Raw genomic sequence first — 7,271 nt, forward strand, 5'->3', positions numbered from 1 at the left:
CATGGCAACAGAAAAAGTTGACCTAAACAACTTGGATAAGTCAGACTGGAAAACCTACCGCTTTGATGAAATCGCCCAAAACATTTCAGAGCGCGTCGACCCTAACAATACCGATTTAGAAGTGTATATTGGCCTGGAGCATATTGACTCAGAATCCCTGCATATTAAGCGGCATGGTACGCCTGATGATGTAAATGGTACGAAACTGAAGTTCTATAAAGACGATATCATTTTTGGTCGTCGCCGTGCCTATCAGCGCAAAGCAGGTATAGCGACTTGTGATGGGTTCTGCTCAGCACATGCGCTTGTTCTAAGGGCGAACCCAGATGTCATTGATCCTGCACTGTTTCCTTTCTTTATGCACTCTGATTTATTTATGAACCGGGCTGTAGATATTTCAGTTGGTTCACTGTCTCCAACTATTAATTGGGGGACTTTGAAGCATCAAGAGTTCTTAATTCCACCAAAACATATTCAATCAAGTTTTGCGGAATTGTTTAATTCAATTGATAGCCTAATAGAAGCAGATGAATGTTTATTATCGCAAACTAGGGTTACTAAAGGGATTGTATTCGAATCACTTGTAGTATCAACAAATGGTGAATCGATACCGCTATTTAAAATATTAAAGCAAAAGAAAGGCAAAAGCCCTCCTCCACACGAAAGGTCAAAATATATTGGATTAGAGCATATTGCATCAGGGTCTTATTTTTGTTCTGATTTTGGTGACTCTAAAGACGCTCTAGCACAATGTAATTTAATTGATAAAGGCGACTTATGTTATAGCAAACTCAGACCTTATTTAGATAAAGCTTTCATTGCTGACTTTGATGCAGTTTCAACTACAGAGCTATTGATATACGAAACTGCCTTGGCTTCTAAACCGTATGTTTTGTACCATCTACATAGTAAACCTTTTGTTGATTATGTTACCAGCAAAGGCTTCGGTACAAAAATGCCAAGGGTAAATCATAAGATAGTAGGTGATTACAACATTAAAGTATTGAAGGATGAAAAACCTGTTTTAGATAAAATGGCTCTATACGCGGGTATAGAAAAATCAGCAATTGAAAAGATAAGTCAAAATAAAGAGCTTCAAAAAAGCTTAAATAACAAGGTCTTCTAAAATGTCCTTCACTGAATTAAACAGCGTCGAGCACTACATCATCAATCAAATGAGCGGTGTTAATTTAAATGCGTCTCAAGACAGCAGCCAAGTGAACGAGCCTCGCAGTCAATATAGTGCCGAGTGGCAGTTCCAATCAGCCGAGCAGCTTGGTCGTAGTGTTAATGAGGTGATGGTTGAATCGCAAGTGAAAGCGGCTCTATTACGCTTAAATCCTGAAATTCAAGCTAACCCTGCATTGGCTGATGAAGTTATCCATGCCCTGCGCGCTATTCTAATTTCGGTGAACCAAGTCGGTTTAGTCAAAGCTAATGAAGAGTTCTTTCAGTGGCTAACGGGCGAAAAGACCATGCCCTTTGGTGAAAATAACCATCATGTGTCTATTCGCCTAATTGACTTTGAAAACCTAGATAATAACCAGTATGTGATTACTAACCAATTTCGTATTCATTATAGGGAAACCAAAATACCTGATATCGTCATGATGATTAACGGTATGCCTGTCGTCGTTGGTGAAGCCAAAACCCCTATTCGCCCCTCTATTAGCTGGCTAGACGGCGCGCACGAGATACACAATATTTATGAAAATGCGGTACCACAGTTATTTGTGCCTAATATCCTCTCCTTTGCTACCGAAGGCAAAGAGTTCTTTTATGGCTCTGTACGCTGTCCACTAGAGTTTTGGGCACCTTGGCGTTTAAGTAATGATGACGATGCTATCGCTAGAAGCTTTGGTTTAGGTGGAGTTGGTAAAGAATTGTCGGACCTGCTGAGCCCTGCACGCTTGCTCGATATCATGCGTAACTTCTCCCTGTTCAGCAGTAATAAGAAAAAACAGCGTATGAAAATCATACCGCGCTTTCAGCAGTATGAAGGCGCGAATAAAATTGTTGATCGCGTGGTTGAAGGTAAAATCAAAAAAGGCCTAATCTGGCACTTCCAAGGCTCAGGTAAATCCTTACTGATGGTATTTGCCGCACAAAAACTACGCCGTGAAGCCAAATTAAAAAGCCCAACTGTTATCGTGCTGGTAGATAGAACCGACCTAGATACACAGATAAGCGGCATCTTTAATGCGGCGGATATCGCTAACGTAGAAAGTACTGAGAGTATTAAAGAATTGCAGCAGATGCTTGAGCGTGATACCCGTAAAATTATCGTTTCTACTATTCATAAGTTCCGTGACGCCAAGCCTAATATGAATACTCGCGATAATATTATCGTGTTGGTAGATGAGGCCCACCGTACACAGGAAGGCGATTTAGGCCGTCAGATGCGTGCGGCTCTCCCTAATGCATTTCTTTTTGGCTTAACAGGTACACCGGTTAATAAAGCGGATAAGAATACATTCTGGGCATTCGGTGCCGAGGAAGACCAAGGCGGCTATATGAGTCGCTATACCTTCCATGACTCCATTCGTGATGAAGCTACCCTACCCTTGCATTTTGAGCCACGCTTAGTTGATGTGCATATTGATAAAGAATCGCTTGATAAAGCCTTTGTTGACTTTAAAGAAAGCCAAGCCCTAAGTGATGAAGACGCCGACGCCTTAAATAAAAAGTCAGCCAAAATGGCCGCCTTTTTAAAGTCGCCTGAACGCATTAGCAAGATTGCAGAAGATATTGCTATCCACTTTATGGAAAAAGTAGAGCCTCACGGCTTTAAGGCAATGATAGTAACGCCCGATCGTCATGCTTGTGTTTTATATAAAGAAGCCCTTGATGAGCACTTCCCTGAGGCGGCCAGTAAAGTGGTTATTTCCACTACCGCTAATGATGATTATGAGTTTAAGAAAAAATGGGGCATAGACAAGAGCCAACAAGAAAAAATTGTCGATGAGTTTAATGATGCAAGCTCAGAGCTGAAGTTTATTATCGTTACTGCAAAGCTTTTGACAGGTTTTGATGCGCCTATTTGTCAGACCATGTACTTAGATAAGTCCATGAAAGACCATACCTTGCTACAAGCGATTTGCCGGACCAACCGTCTATATCCTGGCAAGACCTTTGGCTGTATTGTTGATTACTTTGGCGTATTTGATGATGCCGCAAAAGCGCTAGAGTTTGATGAGCTAGGTGCTCAGCAAATCATTACTGACCTGTCAGAGCTACGCGAACAGCTACCGGGGGCCATCAATAATGCCCTATCCCACTTTGAAGGTGTAGATAGAACATTAGAAGGCTTTGAGGGCCTAGAAGCAGCACAGAACGCTATAGCCAATAATGAAAAGAAAGATGCTTTCGCATTGGACTTTAAGTTTTTATTTAAGCTTTGGGAATCGTTGTCACCGGACTCAGTATTAGATGAATATAACCAAGACTATAAATGGCTGGCTCAGGTTTATGAATCGGTTAAACCCGCTTCTGACAGCACTGGTAAATTGCTTTGGTTGACGCTCGGTGCGCAGACTACCAAATTAATCCACGACAACGTGCATGTGGGTAGTGTGCATGTCTTAGATGAATTTGTCATGGATGCAGATATCATCGAGGATATCTTTAACAATCCTAGTCCAAAAAAAGTAAAGCAATTAGAAAAAGCTCTAATAGGCCGCTTTAAAGAAGCAGGAGATCTTCCCACCTTTAAGTCTTTAAGTGAACGCCTTGAGGCTTTACGTGATAAAGCTGAGAAAGGTTTAGTGGCTTCAATTGATTTTGTAAAAGAGCTTTGTAAGATTGCTAAAGAAACGGTACAAGCAGAAAAAGAGCTAGAAATCGATGTTCAAGAGAAATCACCGACAGCTGCTTTGTCTGAGTTGTTTCTAGAGCTGAAAACAGATCAAACACCAGCAGTGGTCGAACGCATTGTTACTGATATCGATGCCATTGTGAGAATTGTTCGCTTTCCTGGCTGGCAAACAACCAGCGCTGGCGAGCGTGAAGTGCAAAAATCCTTACGCAAGGCACTTTTGAAGTATAAGCTACACAAAGACCAAGAACTGTTCGATCGGGCTTATGCTTATATTAAAGAGTATTACTAATTTATTAAGTATACAGCTACAGCATTCATATGGAAATTACAACAATGGCATTTATAGACTCAATAGATGATGAATTCAAGATTAAAATTGAAGAAGAGTCACAGACTGATTTACTAGAAGTGTGGAAGTATTTAGATAATGACACAGTGTTTAAGCTGAAATTTTGGCATGCAAAAAACTCACTTAATGAAGAGTTGGCCAAAGAGATTTGGTTAAACGAAACTCGGCAATTAAATAAGCTAAAATCTGTTACTAATGCAGAAAAATATCTTGAAGTAATCCATGATAGCTTCATCGATAACAGTGGTAATTACTGCCTAATCTACCCCACTGATGAAGAGTCTAAAACACTGGATACCAAGCTAATAGCAATAGAAGCCAAGCCTGCAAGGATAGGTTTGTTTTCTAAGAGCAAAAGTCATTGGTTAAGCAAAGACAAGATAATGTCTACTACCAGTAGAATGCTTTTATGGAAGAATATACTAAGGCTGATAGAAGGCATTGAGATATTGCATGGCCAAGACATCATTCACAGAAACATCAATACTAATAGCGTGATTTATAAAGAAAGTGAAGAAATTGACGACACTGAAAGATTGGTGCTGAGTGGTTTTGAAAAATCATTAGATTTTAACAAGATTAATAAACCTATATTTATGGGTGAGCACAAGGATGTTATTTGCACGACTCACCAAGACTGGAGCGACTTAGGTGTTTTAATATTAGAATTATTGGGAATTGAGTCCGACAGTTTTCAAGAAAAACTACTGCGCAACGAAGCATTGGCGGTAAGACTTCTACTAGAGGGTCATTCAACTGGCCATACTAAATTAGTGGATAAGACTCAGCTAAAGTTATTAGTAGAACAAGCCATTACAGACTTGTCAGAAGTTGATAATTCATTCTCGCCGGTATTCTATATAACAACAGCAGGCTTTGATTCTGAGATATTTGGTGACATTAGAAACGTTATTAAAAATTACTTAATCGACAATGCAGTTCAAAATTATGATGCTCAGAACCTAACAAGTTCTGATGTCATCGACATTATCAAAGAAGATATTACGTTAGACCCCTTTCGTATATTTAATGATAGGTATCGCAATGGATTTATTTTAAAAGGGAAGAATTTTCTATATAGATTTAAAAAGTTCAAGCACGTTAACTTTGATGATTGGTATGTTTCTTACATAACGGCCATATATGATAGTGTCCCTGACTGGCTGAATTATGCAGAAACCATCGAAATTAAGGGGAGTTTGGTTTTTATACCTAATGCATTTAAGCTTATGCAAAAGAACGAGTTTTCGGATGAAAACTCATGGAAGCTAAAGTTAATACAGTTCAAAAAAGAGCAAAAGTATACAGACTCTGAGCTACAATGCCTTCAGGGTTTGTTGTTATCTTTTGCGATTGACGTAGCGCGCTCGGAAACGGAAAAGTACCTAATTAGCCTAGATCGCATTGAAGATGATCAACTAAAAGAGGGAAAAGGGTTAATCCTAGATGATGGGCTCTTTTATTATACGTTAGAGTACAAAAAAGAAAATAATGATATTAACAACAAGCTATCAGACTCACTAAGCCTAAGACAGCCTTTTGATAGATTTAAACAACACTTTAGCGATCCATCTAAACTTACTGACAAATGGGTTATTGAGACTACCACCAAGTCTCGTAGAAGCACAGACAAAAAAGACAAGTTAGATGCGGAATATGTGGGGCAATCACCCAATCTAGACTATATATTCTCCACAAAACAACCGTTAGAGCGGAGCATAAGTAATTTATCAGAAGAATTGGTTAGAATTTACCCTAAGGACCATGATGGAACAATCGCTCAAATTGAAAGGCGGGAGAGAATATTTTATTTTTTACTCAATCAAAGCTCTTTAATATCAAGTATCGCAGACCCGTCCAAAAAATTCTTTGTTACCTCTCGCAAATTTGATCTTGAGGCTTCTCTTATTTCATTAGATGAATCCAAAAAAGAAGTGTTTTCTTCTTTGGTGAAAACCCAACCAAATTACTTCATTGAAGGCCCTCCAGGTGTGGGTAAAACACACCTTATAACCACCTATGTTGATTATCTTTTCCACGAAGAAAACAGCTCAAAGGTGCTTTTGTCTGCTCAGAGTCATGCCACTGTCAATATGCTTTATGATGAAATCACTGAGAAACTCAAAAAGCACGAGTCTTTTGATAGCCTAATTATCATCCCAAACTTTAAGGCTGAAAAAAATGACGATGGTAGTAATGCAGAAACCCTTATTCAAAACGCGACAAACCCTTATATTGATAAATTCAAAAAAAGCGAGATGTTTAGTAAATATTCCAAAGAACCGCTTATTAAGCAGAAGCTCGATAAATTTATTAGTAAATCAGACGCTAAGTTTTTCAATCAAGTTTTACGTGCTGCCAATCTAGTATTTACAACCTCTAACTCTAAATTAATGGAAGAGTTGATAGAGAATAATATCAATTTTGATGTGTCTGTTATGGAAGAGTGCGGCAAGACATCGGGTATCGAGTTGGTGTCACCAATGATAGTATCCAGCAAAAGAGTTCTTATTGGAGACTACAAGCAACTTCCAGCATTTTCAGAACAGGATGTCCAAAAAATTATTAAAAACCCTGGTAGGTTTGATATGGGCTTGGTTATAGAGCAGCTGTCAAATATAGGGTTTAGAAAAGGCGTCATTTTTGATCTTGATTTTAACTATGCTGACATAAACAAAACCTCTAAAGCTGAGCATTTTAGCAACCTTTCTAAATATTTCTCTTTATTCAAAAGTCTGTGTCAAAGTGCAGAAAGTATTAGGAGTCGAGGAAAAGAAAGTTTTGGTAGCATGATCGATACACAGCATAGAATGCACCCTCAGATTTCTCGGATTGTTTCTAACGCTGTATATGATGGTAAATTAAAAGATTATCCTAAAACCGCAGATTTCTATAATAGCGCATCCCCATTTATCTTTAAGGATTCTAAATTAGAAGGGTTGAATAAAGATAATGCAGTAATATGGGTCGATTTACCTGATAAAAATAGTGATGTTAGGATGCGTAGTCTTGAAAATAAGAACGTCAATAAACACGAAATCCGTATTATTAAAGAATTATTATCCAAAATACATACTAATAGTGATGAAAATTATTCAATTAAGA

General features: G+C 38.5%; 3 protein-coding genes. All 3 read left to right on the forward strand.

Annotated elements, in window-relative coordinates:
* Position 1 precedes the first annotated feature (1 nt).
* Positions 2 to 1,126 (forward strand): restriction endonuclease subunit S, encoded by a 1,125-nt coding sequence (locus ACT3RN_RS06665; protein ID WP_443513046.1) that lies wholly within the window; start codon positions 2 to 4, stop codon positions 1,124 to 1,126.
* 1 nt (position 1,127) lies between these two features.
* Positions 1,128 to 4,106: a type I restriction endonuclease subunit R gene (locus tag ACT3RN_RS06670; protein ID WP_444518525.1), complete on the forward strand. Its 2,979-nt coding sequence runs from the start codon at positions 1,128 to 1,130 to the stop codon at positions 4,104 to 4,106.
* 29 nt (positions 4,107 to 4,135) lie between these two features.
* The coding region (locus ACT3RN_RS06675) for an AAA domain-containing protein (RefSeq protein WP_444518526.1) at positions 4,136 to 7,271 on the forward strand (3,136 nt) is incomplete at its 3' end.

Source organism: Psychrobacter sp. AOP5-GZ1-6 (assembly GCF_052376345.1).
In the GTDB taxonomy this organism is placed as follows: Bacteria; Pseudomonadota; Gammaproteobacteria; order Pseudomonadales; family Moraxellaceae; genus Psychrobacter.